The organism is Vibrio pomeroyi (assembly GCF_024347595.1).
GTDB classification, from domain to species: Bacteria; Pseudomonadota; Gammaproteobacteria; order Enterobacterales; family Vibrionaceae; genus Vibrio; species Vibrio pomeroyi.
Map to the genome: position 1 here is coordinate 2,287,085 of NZ_AP025506.1, position 18,028 is coordinate 2,305,112.

Annotated in this window: 18 protein-coding genes; 2 read left to right on the forward strand and 16 right to left on the reverse strand. The window is 44.3% G+C overall.

Annotated features, from left to right (window positions below; genetic code table 11):
- Positions 1-95: 95 nt before the first annotated feature.
- From OCV12_RS09985 to nrfB, 15 genes are all read right to left on the reverse strand, one after another.
- The gene (locus OCV12_RS09985; RefSeq protein ID WP_132935726.1) at positions 96-749 is read right to left on the reverse strand and encodes an MBL fold metallo-hydrolase; all 654 of its coding nucleotides are present in this window, start codon (positions 747-749) and stop codon (positions 96-98) included.
- Between the two features lie 100 nt (positions 750-849).
- Positions 850-1,398: a YcbK family protein gene (locus OCV12_RS09990; RefSeq protein ID WP_048607178.1), complete on the reverse strand. Its 549-nt coding sequence runs from the start codon at positions 1,396-1,398 to the stop codon at positions 850-852.
- Positions 1,399-1,596: 198 nt separating this feature from the next.
- Complete coding sequence (locus OCV12_RS09995) at positions 1,597-3,135, reverse strand: L,D-transpeptidase family protein (RefSeq protein WP_261884564.1); 1,539 nt, start codon at positions 3,133-3,135, stop codon at positions 1,597-1,599.
- 81 nt (positions 3,136-3,216) lie between these two features.
- Positions 3,217-4,305 carry a DUF1513 domain-containing protein gene (locus OCV12_RS10000; RefSeq protein WP_261884565.1) on the reverse strand — a complete coding sequence of 363 codons (1,089 nt, stop codon included), beginning with the start codon at positions 4,303-4,305 and terminating at the stop codon, positions 3,217-3,219.
- A complete protein-coding gene (locus OCV12_RS10005; RefSeq protein ID WP_261884566.1) occupies positions 4,295-5,356 on the reverse strand; it encodes an imelysin family protein in 1,062 nt (353 codons plus the stop codon). Before OCV12_RS10005 ends, OCV12_RS10000 begins: the two co-directional genes overlap by 11 nt.
- A gap of 159 nt (positions 5,357-5,515) precedes the next feature.
- The gene (locus tag OCV12_RS10010; RefSeq protein ID WP_261884567.1) at positions 5,516-6,904 is read right to left on the reverse strand and encodes a di-heme oxidoreductase family protein; all 1,389 of its coding nucleotides are present in this window, start codon (positions 6,902-6,904) and stop codon (positions 5,516-5,518) included.
- Positions 6,905-7,016: 112 nt separating this feature from the next.
- On the reverse strand, positions 7,017-8,276 hold the full coding sequence (locus OCV12_RS10015) for an imelysin family protein (RefSeq protein WP_176680959.1): 1,260 nt from the start codon (positions 8,274-8,276) through the stop codon (positions 7,017-7,019).
- 177 nt (positions 8,277-8,453) lie between these two features.
- Positions 8,454-9,089 (reverse strand): GTP cyclohydrolase II, encoded by a 636-nt coding sequence (locus OCV12_RS10020; RefSeq protein ID WP_390904523.1) that lies wholly within the window; start codon positions 9,087-9,089, stop codon positions 8,454-8,456.
- A gap of 209 nt (positions 9,090-9,298) precedes the next feature.
- The gene (locus tag OCV12_RS10025) at positions 9,299-9,475 is read right to left on the reverse strand and encodes a hypothetical protein (protein WP_176680958.1); all 177 of its coding nucleotides are present in this window, start codon (positions 9,473-9,475) and stop codon (positions 9,299-9,301) included.
- A gap of 89 nt (positions 9,476-9,564) precedes the next feature.
- Positions 9,565-10,005 (reverse strand): heme lyase NrfEFG subunit NrfF, encoded by a 441-nt coding sequence (nrfF, locus tag OCV12_RS10030; RefSeq protein WP_261884568.1) that lies wholly within the window; start codon positions 10,003-10,005, stop codon positions 9,565-9,567.
- The gene (locus OCV12_RS10035) at positions 10,002-10,556 is read right to left on the reverse strand and encodes a DsbE family thiol:disulfide interchange protein (protein ID WP_261884569.1); all 555 of its coding nucleotides are present in this window, start codon (positions 10,554-10,556) and stop codon (positions 10,002-10,004) included. Before OCV12_RS10035 ends, nrfF begins: the two co-directional genes overlap by 4 nt.
- The gene (locus tag OCV12_RS10040) at positions 10,537-12,453 is read right to left on the reverse strand and encodes a heme lyase CcmF/NrfE family subunit (RefSeq protein ID WP_261884570.1); all 1,917 of its coding nucleotides are present in this window, start codon (positions 12,451-12,453) and stop codon (positions 10,537-10,539) included. The genes OCV12_RS10035 and OCV12_RS10040 overlap by 20 nt, the downstream gene beginning before the upstream one ends.
- A 131-nt stretch (positions 12,454-12,584) precedes the next feature.
- Complete coding sequence (gene nrfD / locus OCV12_RS10045; RefSeq protein ID WP_261884571.1) at positions 12,585-13,559, reverse strand: cytochrome c nitrite reductase subunit NrfD; 975 nt, start codon at positions 13,557-13,559, stop codon at positions 12,585-12,587.
- Positions 13,560-13,561: 2 nt separating this feature from the next.
- Positions 13,562-14,248: a cytochrome c nitrite reductase Fe-S protein gene (nrfC, locus tag OCV12_RS10050; RefSeq protein ID WP_017632059.1), complete on the reverse strand. Its 687-nt coding sequence runs from the start codon at positions 14,246-14,248 to the stop codon at positions 13,562-13,564.
- A 3-nt stretch (positions 14,249-14,251) separates the two neighbouring features.
- Entirely contained in the window at positions 14,252-14,836 is a 585-nt protein-coding gene (gene nrfB / locus OCV12_RS10055) for a cytochrome c nitrite reductase pentaheme subunit (RefSeq protein WP_123301150.1), read from the reverse strand.
- A gap of 482 nt (positions 14,837-15,318) precedes the next feature.
- Here nrfB and nrfA point away from each other — a divergent pair, with 482 nt between their 5' ends.
- Complete coding sequence (gene nrfA, locus OCV12_RS10060; RefSeq protein WP_261884572.1) at positions 15,319-16,749, forward strand: ammonia-forming nitrite reductase cytochrome c552 subunit; 1,431 nt, start codon at positions 15,319-15,321, stop codon at positions 16,747-16,749.
- 126 nt (positions 16,750-16,875) lie between these two features.
- Positions 16,876-17,220, forward strand: coding sequence for a rhodanese-like domain-containing protein (locus OCV12_RS10065; protein WP_261884573.1), 345 nt, complete (start codon positions 16,876-16,878; stop codon positions 17,218-17,220).
- 39 nt (positions 17,221-17,259) lie between these two features.
- On the opposite strand, the gene OCV12_RS10070 is transcribed toward OCV12_RS10065, so the two are convergent.
- A complete protein-coding gene (locus OCV12_RS10070; RefSeq protein ID WP_261884574.1) occupies positions 17,260-17,889 on the reverse strand; it encodes a tetratricopeptide repeat protein in 630 nt (209 codons plus the stop codon).
- Between the last annotated feature and the right edge of the window lie 139 nt (positions 17,890-18,028).

Sequence of the window (18,028 nt, forward strand, 5' to 3'; positions counted from 1 at the left end):
CCGGTTCATAATTAAACTCGCACCCAATAAAAAAGCTTAGCTTTCAGAAGAAAAGCTAAGCTTCATTTCAATCGTTCTTTTATAAAATCAGAGGTTTAGTAGAGAGGCATTTCATCTGCTACGAACGGGTTTGATGCGCGCTCACGACCGAATGTTGATTCAGGGCCATGACCCGGCACGAATGTTACGTCACTGCCTAGCGGCCAAAGCTTAGTCTTGATTGAAGCGATAAGTGTATTGAAATCACCTTGTGGGAAATCAGTACGGCCAATTGCACCGTTAAACAACACATCACCAACAAACGCTAAACGAGCTTGCTCGCTGAACAGTACAACGTGACCTGGCGTGTGGCCCGGCGTGTGAATCACATCGATAACTTGGTTACCAAAAGTCACTTTGTCGCCCTCTTCTAACCAAGTGTTTGGTTCAAAGGCTTTACACAGTGGGAAACCAAACATCTGACTTTGATTCTCTAGACCTTGCAACCAGAAGTTATCAGCCTTATGTGGGCCAACAATATTCACCTTCAAGATCTCAGCAAGAGGCACAGTGCCACCTACATGATCTAAGTGACCGTGCGTCAGTACCAAGTTCACCACTTTAACACCCAGTTCTTCGATGATAGCGGCTAGTTGTTGAACGTCACCACCCGGATCGACAACGATGCCTTCCATGGTTTCATCACACCACACAATCGAGCAGTTTTGAGCGAAAGAGGTAACAGGTACAACTTGATACTTAAGAGACATATACAAACCTTAAAGGGCAAACTGAAATTTGGGCAAACTATGACATTGGATGTCTACTTTGACAAGTGCCTACCGTATTGCCCTTCAACTCAGTTTAGCTTTACCAGCTGCGTACTGGGCCAGTATCAATATGGATAAAGTTGCTACGCGCATAATAACCGACGCCACCTGCGTTCAGGCTTTTAGCTACGTCTCTCAGCTCTTTTAAGTCAACACCGTCGATACGGAAATCGATCGCTTTACCTAGCATGTGGTAACTCTTTTTAGCCACACCACTCGACTTAGAACGAAGTGCTTCATTAGTCGCTGGAGAGCGGTAACCAGAGATCACCTGAACTTCTTTCTGAATACCTAAGATATTCTGAATCTGAGTAATCTGATCGAACAGGTTCTTATCCATAGGGTGAATTTCATTGCGGCGGAAATCGCGACATAGCTTGCTAAGGCGTGCCATCTCGTCACCAACATAGTTAGTGCCATCGAAATAACAAGTCTCTAATCGTTCACCAGTGTGAAGATTGTTCATGCTAATCGTTCTTGGTTGATCAGGGTATGAAGCAAAAGCGATAGAAGGAGTAAGAGAGGCGACAACAGCAGTACCACCAGCGTAAGTCAGAAACTGACGGCGTGAAAATAAACTTTGAGACATACAGCAAAAAAACCAATTAGATCGAACGAAAAATGCACGATACATAATGGTATTTGCTGCGTCAACGTACAAAAACCACGCAAAACGTTAGTATTTGCAACCTTTGCACGGTTAGTTATTGATACTCATTATAATTTTATCAATAGAAGCTTCGTTGTCATTTTTTGGTCAAGATCACCTTTATTGGTCGTATTTTAATCAGCCACCCTCTTTATCATATTGGTAGATGTCACCGCGGTACTGTATGCCGCCCTCTTCAAACAGCACGGTTTGATAGATGATATGCACGGGAATTCGCTTCTTGAGGCGAACCTTAGTATTAGGAGCAAGGTCGTCATTCTGATTCGGGACCTTCCTTACCTTGGTCGCAAACAACAGCTCTGCCAGTTCTTCTGCGTGTTCAACACGTATGCAACCTGAGCTATAGGCACGGAAGTCGTCATTAAACAGACCTTTACTTGGTGTATCGTGTAGATAGATCGCTCGCTTATTGGGTGTATTGAACTTATACAAACCTAATGCGTTGCGTGAGCCGGCCTGTTGACGCATTCGATATGGGAACGAATTGAAGTTGATGGTCTGCCAATCGATCTCTGTGGTGTCGACCGTTTCCATTGAACGCCAACCATCAATCACTTGGAAGTTATTCGTTTCAAGGTAGCTTTCGTCGGCTTTGACCTTAGGCAAGATGTCTTTCACCATGATTTTCCACGGCACGTTCCAAGTCGGATTTAAGATGACTGAATCTAGGTTTATCTCTAGAAGCGGCGTTTTTCTCGATTTTCTACCGACCACAACTTTGGACTCAAAAACCTCTTCGCCACCTTCCCAATACTTCATGTCGAAACTCGGCACGTTAACAACAATGAGAGAGTCTCTGTCTCTTGGCCACAAACGAACACGTTCAGCATTCAGAGCTAGTGAGGTTAACCGATCATCAAAGCCCATGTTGATCCACTTGATCGTGTCAGGGCCGACGATCCCATCGTCTGTAAGACCGTGCATACGCTGGAAGGACCTAATCGCCGTTTGCAGATCTCGATCGAACTTAGGGAAATCGACCGCAATCATCGAAGTATCAACGCCAACCAAGGCAATACGTTCAACAAGAATGGCTTTATCTGAAAGTTGGTCGCCCAAGCGTTTCAAGCCTTTCTGTCTGTACCGCTCAATCTTGAGTTCAGACGCCGTTTCTAACACAGAATAGGTTGCTTTGAATTGGTCGAAATCCCCTACCGGTGGCGCGTAAGACAACACCATCTCCAATAAGTAATCATTGGCGACACTGCTTTTCAGTCTCATCAAAATATGGGGCGAAGGCGCAGGTAGTTTAGAATGTAGCTTACCCGAGAAGTACCACTCTTTACCGGCAAGTGGCGCATTTTCAACGTAGCTTAAGTAATAGATAAAGGTGTCGGTGAGTAAGATGTCTAGCTCTTGCCATTGACCACGAGATTGGTACTGACGGATTTGTTTTAATTGTCGATCAAACAGCGGTGCCATTTGCGCTTGTTCTAACAGCGACAGTTGGAATTCAAACGCTTTAACAAGTTCCGGTGAATCCCAAAGGATAGGAAGAGAAGAGTCTTGATAAATACTCTGGGTGAGCTCTGGATAAATCAGCATAAAAGAGAGTTCTGAATCAGCCGGAATGAAACGGCTCTCGCCAGAACTCGTATAGCTCCATGCATGCACAGAAACTAACACCAATAATCCACAGAAGTATTTCGCTAACATGCTTAACTCCGTCACCAGTAATCCCATAAGTATGGCAAAGAAATGGGAGTAAGCATGTTATTTTTTAAGGGATTTTATGAATCAGATTGCACTCCAGTGATTATCCCACTGGACGGATGATTGCTGGCTTGATTTCTCATAAGGCTTGCGTTGACTCACCACACTACCCGCTCCAGAACTGAGTCTAAACTCACCATCAAGCAGCACAGCACCAGAAGCATCGGATAGCGCAGACAGTTCCACTAACTCTTTCGTCTCTTTAGACCAAATACCGTAGCAATTGCCTCGTGGTGAGGTAGCAATAATCCAATCATCTGACGCTGCAATACTTGCGATATAGTGATTGAACCTTGCCCACTGTTCAGGCTCTGCGTTCAGTGATTCAAACTGTCCGCCTTTAGTGTGCATCGCCAACAGCGAAGGATACTCGTCCGGTTCACCGCGATATTGCTGACCACAAAGCACGGTTTCAGCGCCATCGTGGGCTAAGTGTCGAATGCTTAGCTTCTTGTCCAACAACTCAACCTGATCAAGTAGTACACCTTCAGGAGATATATAACTTAAACTCGGTTGCATTGAATCCAAGTTTTTCGGTGTTCTTCCGTCAGTATGAACGCCACCAACGCCGATCGCGAGATTACCATCGGGCATGATGATCACTTCATGAGGGCCAATTCCAAAACCGGTGAACTCTTCAACCTTACGATAGCCTTGAGCGACATCGTAAACACCAATCACACCTTGGCTGCTGTCCGTTTTACCTTCAGTGGCATACAGTAACTTGCCATCTAAGGAGTAAACACCATGACCATAGAAGTGGCGGTTGTTCCCTTTCACCACCATTTTAATCTGCTCGCCCTTTTTATAGTCGAACACCATAAAATAGTCACCAGGACGACGAGCAAACACCACGGCATGCGATGAGGTTGGACAAATAGCGACGCCATGACCACGATCAGGAATCGGCAACTGGCTCAATGGCATGCCATATTCATCAGCCACAACCGCTGAATATTGACCACGGCCATTTAGCGCACAGCCAATCAGCTGAGGATCATTAGATGTACTCACGCCATCCTTTCGGCTCGCACAGCCAAATGGAAGCACAGGAACAGCTGCACAACCCAGTGCAGCCTTGAGTAGCGTTCTTCGCGTAGTATCAGTCACCATCGGTAGCATTAAATCCTATTACCACGCCAAGCTCGATCGCCACTTCTTCATGAATCAGGTACTTCAAACGTTCAAGTTTATTGTATTGAGTCAGCACCTCGCGGTAGCCCTCTTTACTCTGCAGTAACTCGAACAAGCTTGAATCAGTCGGCCAAGTCTCTAGCGTCAATATGAACTGGTCTGCAACACGATCAGCAAGGTCATTTAAGCCCTTCTCTCTCAATAATCCGTCTAGGCCATTGCCATCAGCAAGGTACAAGTTCTGAAGTGCTGCTACGTTTGCTTTTAGTTGAGTCATCGAGGTTTGTGCACGCCATGATTCTGAGAAATAAGGACGCGGATGACCAATTTTCGCCATCGGACGACTCAGCTTTTTCATGCTGTAGTCAAGCTGGTTAGTCAATAAAGCAATGTATTCAGATTCCCAACGCATCTCGTCCAGAGCTAACCACGGGTTTATCTGCCAAGCTTCAGCAATAGAGGCTGATTTCATCGCCAAGTTTTGGGCGATAGCTTGTGAAGATAAACAACCTGAAGCTTTGTCTTGAAGCAGTGGAGATTGCTCGTCGTACAGAGACCACTCCAATGCGCCAAGCCCTTGAACAGTAACACTCTGCTGTGCGATTTCGTCTTGTGACCAAGCTTTATCTTGCTGAGTCAGCTGACGCATCTTTAGGCCTGTGGTGTTCTTTTTGTCTGGCCAAAACTGAACATTCCAGCTCTCTTCCAGCGCCGCTGTTGGGCCTCTTTCTTGACCTTGCAGTGCCATCCAACTGTTCATCGTAAGCTGCCACTGATTTTTCAACGCATCCAGCTCAACATTGTTGGTTTCACAGTAACCCTGCATCAAGACTTCTAGCTCACTGGCTTGCTTAGCGAATAGTACGGCTGAATCAAACTCTTGTTGATACACGCTACGGCTGATGTGAGCAGTCGTGTCTGCTTGATAAGAAACACCATTAACCTCAGATGAAGCCGTTTGCTCACCTGATGATTGGCAGCCTGCCATGATTAATACCGACAAAGGCATTAACAAAAATTTATGTGTCATGCTGTTACCTTACTTCCTAGTTTTTCTTTTAATTATATGAGTTCAATAAATATGAAACGACCGCTGAGCTCGTATTGCTACAAGTTCAGCGGTTGTGTGCTTTAAGTTAACTTTTTATTCGAGCTAACTCAGTCTTAGAGGCGCTTAGCTTCAAACTACCTATAGCGAGTTCAAAAATGCCAACAGTGCTTCGCGCTCAGTCGCATTCAAAGACAGAACTTTTTGTTTCGCCATTTCAGCTTCACCACCGTGCCAAAGCACCGCTTCCATAACATTTCTTGCGCGACCATCATGAAGCAAGAAGGTGTGACCATTCACTTCTTTGGTATAGCCTAATCCCCACAATGGCGTGGTGCGCCACTCTTGACCATTGGCAAGATACTCAGGGCGATTGTCCGCTAAGCCTTCACCCATGTCGTGTAGCAGCATGTCGGTATATGGGCTAATTAACTGATTAGATAATGCAGGTAGACCTTCACGCTCTGCCGTACGGAACTCAGCTTGGTGACAGCTTTGACAGCCAACGTCTTTGAACAGTTTTTTACCTTGCACAACAGCAGGGTTATCAACATCACGACGAATAGGTACCGCTAAGTGCTGCGAATAGAACTCAACAAAATCTAGGATGTTGTCGCTGACTTCTGGCTCACCACCATTTGGGAAATCATCACAAGTCGATTGCGCTGATGTGCAGTTTTCATTCGGGAACAAGCTGCTTGTTAGGCCTAAGTCACCATTAAATGCCGCTGCGTTTTGCTGCATTAGATTTGGTTGTCCGGCTTTCCAACCGAAACGACCGAGCGCCATTTCATTGGTTTGAACATCAAGAACATAGTTGGCTTTACCCGACACGCCCTGTTTGTCTGCCAATTGTTGCTCAGCAAATCCTAAAATCGTTTCTTTTGGAATGCTCTCAAGCAAGCCAAGGCCGATCATTGGCGGCGCAACACGTGCTGAGAATTCAGTTTTAGGATGCATCTCACCGAACGCAAATTCAGTAATTTTTAAAATGGGTTTACGCAGAGTAACGACAGTGCCGTCTTTGAATTCAACAGGAACATCGGTGTAGCTGATGTTCACTTTACCCTCAGGTTTAACACCTTGAAGTGCGAAATCTTGTAGCTGACCACCGTAAGTCGGTTCAGGAATACCACCATCGCGAATAAAGGCTTGTCTCTGCTCTGGCGTTTCAGCCGGAATGCTTAAACGAACCAACATGGATACTGCGTTCTCATCGCCTTTTTCTGGCGCATGACCACGACCATCTTTGATGTGGCAGTTTTGACAACCGTTAGTATTAAATAGCGGTCCTAATCCATCACGAGCATCCGTTGATGACGGTGCGGGAACCCAAGGGTTTCTAAAGAAGCTGTTACCTACGCTGAAATCCAAGCGTTTGCTCATAGGTAGATTGGCTGCGGGAAGAGAAAAAGCGTTCGCTCCCTCTTTCTTCACGGTCGTTTTGCCACCAGAGTAGGTTTCATGGGCGTGTAATGGAGATACGAAAAACAGTGCGGTTAATAGTGAGGCTGAGAGATACGACTTCATACATTGCCTTGCTGTGTTTTTGATTTTAGTTTTTATTTGGGAGTGACTTTCTTGAGTAGCAAACAATTAAGGGCTCAATGAGAGCCCTTACATTGGTTTTGGTCTCGGGTTCTTAGAACTCGTGATCAGCCGTGTCTGGGTTTAGGCTATCAATACCAATCACACCAGCAGCACGCTCAATTGCAGCAGTTTGAGACACTAGCGCAACAATTGTTTTGTTTACTAGCGCGTTACCTGCAGCGTTGTCAGCAGCGATTAGCTGATCGAAGTGCTGGTTGTTTTTCTCTGCAGACGTTACTAGCTCGCCTACTTGTGCACGTGCTAGGTCAAACTGCTTTTGGATCTCTTTCGCAGCTTGCTCATCTTTTTGCTCTACTAGGTCAAACAGGCTTGGACCTGAAAGTAAAGTACCGTCTTCACGCTTGTATAGACCCGTGTAAACGTTGTAAATGCCTTGCTCGTTGTAGTAGTGAGAGTTGTGCGTGTTATCAGAGAAACAATCGTGCTCGTCTTCAGTCGAGTTAGCTTCTAGTGCCACTTTCATACGCTCGCCCGCTAGCTCACCTAGAGACAGTGACCCCATGCCGAATAGCATTTTACGTAGGCCATTCTCGCTAGATTCAGAAAGAAGCTCTTGACGGTAGTTGCCTTTCTCGCCTTCAGCCCACTGCTTTTCCATCCACTCTAGGTCTTGGATAAGTAGCTCAGCTGATGCTTTTAGGTATGCGCCACGACGGTCACAGTTACCATTAGTACACTCAGCGCCAACAACGAAGTCAGTGTAAGCACGCTCACCTGCACCGCTGTTAGTACCGTTTAAATCTTGACCCCAAAGTAGGAATTCAATCGCGTGGTAGCCAGATGCTACATTCGCTTCAGAACCGCCGATCTCGTTAAGGTCTGCGATTAGCTCAGGGGTGATGTTGGTTGCATCAACAGTAGTCTGACCAATTTGGAAAGTCTTGTTCGCAACGATGTTTGCGCTAGCGCCTTCGTTACCAAGCTCATATTGGTAATCAGAAGAAACGTAGTCGATAAGGCCTTCATCTAGTGGCCATGCGTTTAGTTGGCCTTCCCAATCATCAACAACAACGTTACCAAAGCGGAACACTTCAGATTGTTGGTAAGGAACACGAGACTCAAGCCAAGCTTGTTTTACTTGTTCGAAGTTGCCAGCAGAAGGAGAAGCTAAGAAGGTATCAATAGAAGAGTTCAACGCTTTTGCTGTGATTACTGAATCGGCAAACACTGCATGAGCAATATCTGCGTAATGTTCTACAACTTGATCTTGAGTTACTGCTGCGAAAGAAGAAGCAGAGGCAAAAATGAGTGACGAAGTTACGGCTTTTGTCACTAAAGATTTAATGGTCATGAAGCATCCTTGTTGAGCTTTAAATTATTATTCGTAGTAATAGTGCAAACCATTATCATTTACACTACGGATTTGAATAATACAAACTTACAATTTTATTGCAAGATAAATACAAAAAAACCTCACATTTGTGAGGTCTTTGAACATTTTTGTGTTATACGCAACAAAGATGGCTAATCAGATATCCAGATTATGCTTACCGTGTGAGACTTTGGCCTTCAAGTAGCTTTCGTTACCCGACTTAATGTGAGCAGAGGTGTTCACTACTTCTGCAATCTCAATACCAAACTCTTTAAGTTCATTGATTTTCTTAGGATTGTTGGTCACTAAGCGAATTTTTGTGGTCCCCAAAGCACGCAGCATTTCTGCCGCTTCAGTGAAATCACGTAAGTCATCGCCAAAACCTAAGTGGTTATTCGCTTCGTAAGTGTTCATCCCTTCGCTTTGAAGACGGTACGCATCAATCTTGTTGTATAGACCAATACCACGACCTTCTTGGCGCAGATAAAGAATCACACCGCCCGTTTCACCCATGATTCTAATGGTTTCGTCTAGTTGCTCACCGCAGTCACAACGAGAAGAATGGAAAACATCACCAGTAAGACACTCAGAGTGCATACGAACAAGAGGTATGTCTTGTGTCTTGTCTGCTGATTTAAATATCACAGCCACATGCTCTTTATCTGTTTTCAACCCATGAAAAGACAGAAGTTCAGCATCGATACTGCTTGTTACCCCTACTTTGAAATCTATTCTGGCACGCACTTCCGCCATAGCTATACTCACTTGAAAATTCGATGTATTTAACGACACTACAGGATATGTCTAGGCAATATTTTGTAGTGGACTATCTAATGATAGACACTATGAGGCTGTTAACAATTTTTTTCAAGGTCGACCACGAACAAATTGTTATAATATAACAATTAATTATCCAGATAAGAAAAAACCCCACATTGAGGTGGTCAATGTGGGGTTATAAATTAATCACTTGCGACTAAGACTGTATTTTTACAGAACGCTCAACTTACTTGAGTTTGCTTCCAAATGACAAGCTGAACCCAAGCATTTTCTAATTCAGTGAGCTCTTCTTGCGTAAGTGTAGAAATGCTCGACTTCGCACTGTATTTTTCTGCCCACTTGTCTGACTGGACATGAGTATGGAACTCTTTCTTTAAATTTGAGATTACGTTATCCACAGATACATCCTTATATAACAGTGCTTAGCCTTTATAATCCTTTAATGTTACAAAATACAGGTCAATTGGTAAACAGTAATACACATTTTTTATGAGCTCTTTCTAACACTTTTTACTGATAAATATATAAATAAGAGAAATAATAGGCTTGGTAGAAGCCAAAGTAATAGGTTTGAAGCGTTCATAGCTGGCTTATAAAGCACAAACTCGCCAAATCTCTCTGTCATATATTGAGTAATTTCATTATTACTCTTCCCTTCTTTCACCATATTAAACACAACAAGACGTAAATCTTTTGCTATCGGCGAGTTCGATTCAATCAGGTTTTGATTCTGACATTGAGGGCAGCGCAGCGTTTTTGCCAAGCTAATAGCACGCTGCTGTTGATCAGGGCTTTCGAACTCAAACAGTTCAACTTGAATGCTTGTCTCTTTATTACTGGCTGTAAACAACTCTTCTGCTATGGTCGGAAAGCTAATAATAATAACTGCAGACAAGATTACGACTATCTGTATTAAAGACTTCATCATCCAATCTCACCATTAAAGTACATGGCAAGTTCGTTTTGCCATACGGATTCATTAATCACACCCAGTAGCTTCTTAATGATTTGGCCGTCAGCGTCAACCAAGTATGTCTCCGGCGTACCGATGACCCCTAACTCCAAGGCTAACTTCCCCTGAGGATCGCTAATGACTTTTGAATATGGGTTTCCATCGTTCGACAACACATTAATAGCGGCAGCTGAGTTATCTCGGTAATTAAGACCAACAATAGGAATGCCTTTATCGTGGAGTTTGAGCAAAAAGGCGTGTTCGGTTTTGCAGATACCACACCATGACGCCCAGACATTCACCAACTGATAAGAGTGCTCAGTAATATCCGTTCGCGTCAGTTCTTGTTGCCCTCTGATGCCTTCGCTATTGGCTAACGCTGCCGATGTAAATTCAGGGAACGATCTCTGCTGCATCGATACTGTGGTGGTTTGCTGCTTGTTATCAAGCGCGAACAAAAATGCCAACACCACTATCAGTGCCAATACAATAAGCGTGATGAGTTTGTTACGAACGCTGGTATTCATACTGTGACGCCTTAACGGTTTTCTTTTTACGATAAATCAATGAGAGCAACGCACCTAAAGCAGATATCAATCCACCGAACCAAATCCAACGAGCATAAGCCTTATATTGAACGCGGAATGCATAAGCGGTTGAATCCACTTTTTCACCCATGGTGATATACACGTCGCCATGCCAGAACCACTTCATGGCAGGCTCACTCATGTTCATGACTCTAACTTGGTAATGTCTTCTTTCTGGTGTGATGTAAAAGCTTCGTTCATTAGCCTCTAAGTCAAGCACTGCCCTTTCGGCAGTAAAGTTCGATGCAACATAAAGCTCAGTATCACGATGAGAAAGCGTCCAGTCCATAAACTCAACCTGTTCACCGGGGCTCAATTTATAACTGCGTTCAAACGAATGGTAACTGTTCATCGCGGCACCTACCGCTAATACAGCGACACCCATATGTGCGAATGTCATTACCCATACTTTACGTTGGAATTTAGAACTCCGTGTGACCACTAAGCCATAAACATGAGTCAACACAACCCAAAACGCGAGTGACCATGTCATCAGTGCCATCACTTGAATCTTCTCTACTTGCACAACATAGCAGGTAAATCCGAGGACAATAGATAGCAGAGCGATTAACGCCATAACGCCTTTCGACGCTTGGGGTTTGATACTGAGCAATGGAGCAAGGCCAACAACGCACATTGCGAACAAAGCTAACGGTGCTATTAGCAGGTTAAAGTAAGGTGCGCCTACCGATATATTTCCAAGACCTAACAGCTCAAACACCATTGGATAGAAAGTACCGAAAACCACGACGGCCGTTGCCAAAACGAATATGAGCACGGCAACTAAACTCAAAAAGGTTTTACTGGCAAAGCGTGTGATTGGGCTAGACTCGAAAGATTCACCACGCACAATAAGCAGAGAAAACGAACTCACCAACACCACGACCAAGATCAGTAGCAGTGCGATGCCTTTACTTGGGTCAACCGCAAAGGCGTGTACTGAAGTGAGTACGCCAGAGCGAACAATAAAGGTGCCGAGAATACTTAAACAAAACGTAATGAAGGCAAGACTCAGAGACCACTTCAACAGTTGTTGCTTGCCCTTGGCAACACCTAAGGTATGTAACAAAGCAGTTGAAGTGAGCCAAGGTAACAAGCTCGCGTTTTCAACAGGATCCCAGAACCACCAGCCGCCCCAACCTAATTCGTAATATGCCCACCAAGAACCAAGAATGATCCCCGCGGTTAAAAAGATCCACGCAACTAAACACCAGCTTCGACAATGAGCGACCCAATCAAACTCAATCGGGTCCACCAATAACGCCGCGACTGCAAAGGCCAGTACAACCGAAAACCCTACATAACCTAGATAAAGTAACGGCGGATGGAATATCAAACCGACATCTTGCAGCATCGGATTAAGGTCTCGTCCTTCAAGTGGCAAGGTTGAATTCAATTCAAATGGGTTGGATGCAAATAGCGTGAACCAAGCGAATATTGCGAGCAGTACATTCATCACCCACAGCACACGGCTTTGATATTCTCTTGAGTAGCGTTTTTGCAAAGCAATAACACCGGACCAACAGCTGATGGTCAGTACCCAAAACAACAATGAGCCTTCATGCCCTGCCCACACGGCGGCCATTTTAAAAAAGGAAGGTAACTGGGTATTAGAATGTTCTGCGACATACAGAACAGAGAAGTCGTCACTGATAAAGGCATAGCCAAGCAGAATAATAGCGCCAATTGAAAATAGTGCGCTTGAAAGAGAGAAGCTGCGAATTAAACCAAGGTTCGGTGATTGCTTGGCGAGCATTGGGTAAATCGAATGCACAGCGATAATGCTGCTAAGCACAGCGACCAAAACTAAACTAAACAGCCCCAAAGAACCGACCATATCACCTCAATAAGGCTCCACCTAAGTAGAACCAAGTAAAACCGTTGTTAGCTTCTTTACGCAAAGAAACAAAGAATGAGTAAGCAGATGCCCAGTATCCAACATCTACTCACTAACAAACTTGAGCAGAATTAAGCGAGTGTTAATTGCCCAGCATAAAGAACAAAGGTTCGTAGCATTAACACGCCCATTAAGCTCAAAGACGTCACAGAGAAGATATACACCGAACTATGACGAATAGAGTCTGGCGTGACAGCATTGAGTAACAAGGGTAAAACCATGCCTACCCCTATAACGCCGTACCAGAACCAACTTGCCCAGAAGCCGCTGCCAATCGCGTTCCACACTGCTTGTTCGCTTTGCCCACCAGCAAATACCAGCCCAGTCAAGAAAGTCACCAGAACAAATAATTCGAACATCACAACCGGACGCTCAAATCCGTGAATCCAAGAAACACTGATGCTGTGTGGCGATTCTTTGAAAACCAAAACACCAAACAAAATACACGCAGCCGCACCCGAAGATAAACTCGAGAATAAGAATAGAATCGGCAGTACTGGGTTATTCAGCATTGGGAAGGTATTTAACGCCGAAAGCAGGAAGCCAGTATAAGCGGCAAGCATCAGAGCAAGAATAGCTAAGAATATTTCCAAAGCATTTTCAAACACTTCTATTTTGCCAATCCAATTCCCAACAAAATCGAGTCGTCCTTTTAACCAAGCTTGGTCATTCAAGAACACTACGATTTGATCTCGGAATATAATGCCGATCCAAAGAAATAAGATCACCATATACACTTGGAATAAGATCACACCCATCGACATCACAGACGTTGGGTTATAGAAGATCATGATCTTCCAAAAGGATAACGGTTTTGTTAAGTGGAAGACCAAGATCAACAGACCTGAAATGATCCCAAATGGCGCAAGAAAAGCGGTCGCCTTTAACACACCATTATGAGCAGGATCGCCTTCAATGACCTTTCGTTTAAGGTAAATGGAAATCATGACGGCACCCGCCGACATCCCCGCCAGAAATAGATAGATAGCTATAATCCAGTCCCATACCACGGTACCAGACTGAAAAGCTGTGTCCCATGCACTCATAATCAAATCTCCCCTTTTTGGTGTGGCACTTTATAGAGTTTTGGCTGAGTCCCTAGGTAGGCTTTATCTCTGTAAACCACTTCCGATTGAAGCACTTGGTTTATCTCACTCTTAGGGTCGTTCAAGTCGCCAAATATCAGCGCGTTAGTTGGGCAAGATTCAACACAAGCAGGTAACTTCCCTTGAGCCAAGTTAGTATCACGGCAGAAATTACATTTATCAGCGGATTTATTCTCTGGGTGGAAAAAGCGCACTTGATATGGACAAGCTAATAAGCAGTAACCACAACCCACACACTTCTCTTTGTGCACATCAACAATGCCGGTTTTCTCATCTTTATAGGCTGCCCCCGTTGGGCAAACCATCACACACGGAGCATTATCACAATGTTGGCAAGAGTTACGGGTAAAACGGTAATCAACATTTGGATATTCGCCTTGAGGTTCGCTCTTAATGATCTCTAAGCGCGATACACCCTCTGGCACTTTATTTACTTCACGACACGCTTCAGTACAGGCAGTACAACCGATACACGCGGTTTCATCATGAACCATTCCATAGCGCTTAGTGCCATCTTCCTGAACATTAGCCAACGTTTTACGGCTTGTTACCGCCGCCGTTCCTGCAACCCCGGTCGTAAAGATCACAGCGCCTGCGCCAGCTAAAAAGTTTCTTCTTGAGCAGCTCATAGATTACTCCCCTTCTTTCTTCTGGTTGAAGTCTGAATGGCAATCCACGCACAGCTTAATGGTTTGCTTTTTATCTAAGCTCAGCACCTTAGCTTCAGTCGCATGAACATCATGGCAGTTTGAACATGTTAAGTTCTGTGCGTGAACATCGTGAGTCCAGCTCGCTTCACGCAGATCATCCGGTTTATGACAATCTATACATTGGCTATTGGCGTCTAGAATTAAGCTAGGATCGAGGAAGACCTTTTCAGTTCCCTGCTGTGATTGGGCCGCGCGATACTTCACCACTTCAGGTGCACCTTCACGGTGATCGGGGCCAATAGAGGTATGACAATCGGTACAATTCACTTCACGACCAAGTAAAGCGTGTGCGCTCTTACCGTGTGAACCCAATATCGTTTCTTTGGAGTCTTTGTGGCATTGAACACACTTGTAGTCTTTGTCGCGGATTAATTCGACTTCATGTCTTGTTGATTCTCCCACTGGCGTAACAGCAGGCTCAGCAACAGCATGAATGGAATAACCATAGAGGCAGAATGCTAGAAGGGATTTAAGCATTATGACTATGGCCAATTTAATATTGCCCATTTTATCCTTTCCTTATACCGGCATTATTTAACTCTCAACTAAATAATATTCCGGTTAAACAAAAGTACCCTTAAACGATATTATTAACGTTTAAATGATATCAATTCTTATTTTGGATAAGCCACAACGCTTTCTATATTTAGAATATACCTCTAATTAGGTAATGCGAAATTTTCGAAGGTTAATATGTGAACATAATCACCCTATTTATCACAAGGGCATAGTATGTAATTGCTTGTTATATTTGATAATAATTATCACTTAAACTTCCTTCCACAAGCTAACACATACCCCTTTAGGGTTATATAAACTTCAACGTGATTAAAGTCACTGCTATTAATTGATCTAAAACAAGCAAACTTCCGACACGTAACAAAATGTGTTTATTTATGAATTAATATAAACAGGAATTCTCCAGTTCTTAATTTGAATAGCAAACTCACAACGCTTGGTATAAAAATCAGTATATTGGAGATATCACTGTGAAAAAGCACTGGATACGTAATTCCGTCACAGCACTATTAATGGTTAGCGCGTCACTAGCAAGCGCGACCAGTTTTGCTGCGTCTGAACAAAAAGAAATTGGTGATCCTCGTAACGACCAGTTCGAGCAAAACCACCCTGATCAATATCACTCATGGAGACAAACGTCAGAAAGTGAAACTATTGAAGATGCGCTAAAAGAAGATCCAAACATGGTGATCATGTGGGCTGGCTACGGGTTCGCAAAAGACTACAACAAAGCGCGCGGCCACTTCTATGCGATTGACGATGTAAGACAAACCTTGCGTACTGGCGGTCCGACCGACGAAAGCTCAGGTCCAATGCCAATGGCGTGTTGGAGTTGTAAGAGCCCAGACGTTGCACGTGTTATTGAAGAACGCGGTGAAGATGGCTACTTCGAAGGCAAGTGGGCACGTCTTGGTAACGAGATCGTCAACCCTATTGGTTGTGCTGACTGTCATGACACCCAAAGCGATGAGTTCAAAAACGGCGAGCCAGCACTGAAAGTTACACGTCCTTATGTTGAACGCGCTTTCGAAGCGATTGGTAAAAAGTTTGACGAGCAGAGCCGTTTAGACCAACAAGCTTCAGTTTGTGCACAATGCCACGTGGAATACAACTTCACCGGCCCAACCAAAGGCGTGAAATTCCCTTGGGACAAAGGGACACGTGTAGAGCAAATGGAAGAGTACTATGATGACATTAACTTTAAGGATTGGACGCACAAGGTATCTAAAGCGCCAATGCTAAAAGCGCAGCACCCTGGCTATGAAACATGGCGTGAAGGTATTCACGGTAAGAACAAAGTCGTTTGTGCTGACTGTCATATGCCTAAAGTCACCAAAGAAGACGGCACTGTTTACACCGACCATAAAGTGGGTAACCCATTTGACCGCTTCGAAGATACGTGTGCCAACTGTCATACTCAATCGAAAGAGACCATGCGTAATATCGTTTCAAGCCGTAAAGCTCAAGTGCTAAACATGAAGCTGACTGCTGAGAAACAAATCGTTGCTGCTCACTTTGAAGCAGGCGCAGCATGGGAAGTAGGTGCAACTGAGCAAGAGATGGAGCCAATCCTACTGGATATTCGTCACGCTCAATGGCGTTGGGACTACGCAATCGCGTCTCATGGTGTTCACATGCATGCACCAGAAGTTGCGCTTGAGGTTCTAGGTACAGCCGTTGACCGTGCAGCCGATGCTCGTACTAAGATCATTCGTCTATTAGCGAAGAAAGGCATCACTGACCCTATTGAAATTCCTGATATCTCGACCAAAGAAGCGGCTCAAAAAGCACTAGGAATGGACATGGATAAGATGAACGCTGAGAAACAACACTTCTTAGACACAGTTGTTCCTAAGTGGGAAGAGCAAGCTGAAAAACGTGAAGCGAACTACGAATACTAGTTTCTTCAAATAGACCATAACAACAAAACCAGCCACACTATTAAGGTGTGGCTGGTTTTTTTAGGTTTTGGGGGAATACACATCAATACCTACCTCCGATCTACTCGCTAATTCAAGGAATCAAGAATGAGAACCTTACTTTCACTTTCAGCATTGTGCGTTGCACTGTTAAGTTCTGGCGTTCACGCGTCTGAGCGCGCCGATATAGGTTGGGAGTTAATTGAGAAAGGTGCAATGGTGGTTGATGTCAGAACACCTGAGGAGTTCAAACAAGGGCATCTAGACAACGCCATTAACTATCCACTGTCTGAGGTCGCAACACACTTTGCCAACATAGATAAAGACCAACCGATTGTCTTGTATTGCCGCAGTGGTAATCGCTCAGGACAAGCCTATCAATTCTTGCAGGCTCAAGGCTTTACTCAAGTCCACAACGCAGGTGGCCTGATTGAAATGCAGGAAAGTAAATAACGAAAGACAAACGATTAACGACTAGCGATTATGCCAAGCTTAGCGGATCATCTGTTTGGCTTGGTTGATCGAATGAATAATTGAGACACGATCAATTCCCTTCTGATTAGAGTCGAGAATTTGAGTCCAAGCATCGATCGCTTGTTGATAGCGCATACTGATGAAGTGATCGGTCGCGATTAACATCAAGGCTGTTCGATCGTTCGGATCAAGATCCATAGATTGTTCTAGCAGTCTGTTTACTTCATCACTCATCGCTTGTGAACCGAGGTAATAAAGTGCGGTGGCTTTAGCGGAATACAAGCCTGAAGGTGCTTGAGGATCTAAACGAATCGCGTAATCGTAGCAGGTAAACGCCGCATCAAACTCCCCTTTCTGCATATAAACGCCACCAAGCTTAAACCATAAATCAGATTGATTCGGGTCTTGCTTAAGGCTTTGTTGCAGCTCATCTTGAAAATCTATTGTGGTGTAATTTTCGTTGCCATTGGAAGGTGCTTGAGGCAGTTCTTGTTTCATTTGAAACCAGACGGTGACACTGAGTAGCACTGCGGCGAGTGATATAAAAAGGTTACCCTTGTGGTTACCACTGTTTTTGTTTGATGCAACAACAATCACCACCAAAAACAGGCTCATCAATAACAAAGCAACCAGTAACCAGATATCCATTTTACTCTCCCTTTTTATCCGACCATTCACTCTACCTCTTTCGCCACAAAGCAAACTTGATCAAGGTATAGCTATTGGTATTTAACGTTTCTCCACAAACAACAGGCAATAAAAAACCGAGCACTTAGGCTCGGCTTTT

Bases quoted from the DNA above. Each gene is read 5' to 3' on its own strand.
- OCV12_RS09985 (WP_132935726.1), bottom strand. From the start codon at position 749: ATGTCTCTTAAGTATCAAGTTGTACCTGTTACCTCTTTCGCTCAAAAC.
- OCV12_RS09990 (WP_048607178.1), bottom strand. From the start codon at position 1,398: ATGTCTCAAAGTTTATTTTCACGCCGTCAGTTTCTGACTTACGCTGGT.
- OCV12_RS09995 (WP_261884564.1), bottom strand. From the start codon at position 3,135: ATGTTAGCGAAATACTTCTGTGGATTATTGGTGTTAGTTTCTGTGCAT.
- OCV12_RS10000 (WP_261884565.1), bottom strand. From the start codon at position 4,305: ATGGTGACTGATACTACGCGAAGAACGCTACTCAAGGCTGCACTGGGT.
- OCV12_RS10005 (WP_261884566.1), bottom strand. From the start codon at position 5,356: ATGACACATAAATTTTTGTTAATGCCTTTGTCGGTATTAATCATGGCA.
- OCV12_RS10010 (WP_261884567.1), bottom strand. From the start codon at position 6,904: ATGAAGTCGTATCTCTCAGCCTCACTATTAACCGCACTGTTTTTCGTA.
- OCV12_RS10015 (WP_176680959.1), bottom strand. From the start codon at position 8,276: ATGACCATTAAATCTTTAGTGACAAAAGCCGTAACTTCGTCACTCATT.
- nrfF (WP_261884568.1), bottom strand. From the start codon at position 10,005: ATGATGAAGTCTTTAATACAGATAGTCGTAATCTTGTCTGCAGTTATT.
- OCV12_RS10035 (WP_261884569.1), bottom strand. From the start codon at position 10,556: ATGAATACCAGCGTTCGTAACAAACTCATCACGCTTATTGTATTGGCA.
- OCV12_RS10040 (WP_261884570.1), bottom strand. From the start codon at position 12,453: ATGGTCGGTTCTTTGGGGCTGTTTAGTTTAGTTTTGGTCGCTGTGCTT.
- nrfD (WP_261884571.1), bottom strand. From the start codon at position 13,559: ATGAGTGCATGGGACACAGCTTTTCAGTCTGGTACCGTGGTATGGGAC.
- nrfC (WP_017632059.1), bottom strand. From the start codon at position 14,248: ATGAGCTGCTCAAGAAGAAACTTTTTAGCTGGCGCAGGCGCTGTGATC.
- nrfB (WP_123301150.1), bottom strand. From the start codon at position 14,836: ATGGGCAATATTAAATTGGCCATAGTCATAATGCTTAAATCCCTTCTA.
- OCV12_RS10065 (WP_261884573.1), top strand. From the start codon at position 16,876: ATGAGAACCTTACTTTCACTTTCAGCATTGTGCGTTGCACTGTTAAGT.
- OCV12_RS10070 (WP_261884574.1), bottom strand. From the start codon at position 17,889: ATGGATATCTGGTTACTGGTTGCTTTGTTATTGATGAGCCTGTTTTTG.